Below are 644 nucleotides of genomic sequence, written 5' to 3'. Positions count from 1 at the left end.
TCGTAGGCTTCCTGGCGGCCGCTGAGTTGCTTGGGCGCGTTACCGGCCGCGTACTGGGCCACATCCACCAGCGTGCTGCTGCCGTTGGCAAACTCCGCACCGGCACCGCTGTCGAAGCTGGCGTAACGCTCGGCGCGCCACTGCTCCAACGGCGAGGAGGTCAGCAGCGCGTTGGCCACTTCCAGCCCGCGGGCGAACGCGTCCATGCCGCCGATATGCGCCAGGAACAGATCTTGCGGATCGGACGACTCGCGGCGCACCTTGGCATCGAAATTCAGCCCGCCCGGTGCCAGCCCGCCCTGCCGCAGCACCACCAGCATCGCGCCGACGGTGTCGTACAGGTCGGTCGGGAACTGGTCGGTATCCCAGCCGTTCTGCGGATTGCCGCGGTTGGCATCGATGCTGCCAAGCAGGCCGGCATCGCTGGCCACCTGCAGGTCGTGCTCGAAGCTGTGGCCCGACAGCGTGGCGTGGTTGGCTTCGATGTTGAGCTTGAAGTCCTGATCCAGGCCGTGCTGGCGCAGGAAGCCGATCACCGTGGCGCTATCGAAGTCGTACTGGTGCTTCATCGGCTCCATTGGTTTTGGCTCGATCAGGAAATTGCCGGTGAAGCCGATGGCGCGGCCGTAGTCGCGTGCCAGGGT

Annotated in this window: 1 pseudogene; it reads right to left on the bottom strand. The window is 66.0% G+C overall.

Annotation, left to right across the window (positions count from 1 at the left end):
- Positions 1–644 (bottom strand): annotated as a pseudogene (locus tag XaplCFBP3123_RS21105) (xylose isomerase); the annotation flags it as partial.

This window comes from Xanthomonas arboricola pv. populi, assembly GCF_002939945.1.
Lineage (GTDB): Bacteria > Pseudomonadota > Gammaproteobacteria > Xanthomonadales > Xanthomonadaceae > Xanthomonas > Xanthomonas arboricola_A.
This window is presented reverse-complemented; position numbering and strand designations above follow the sequence as displayed.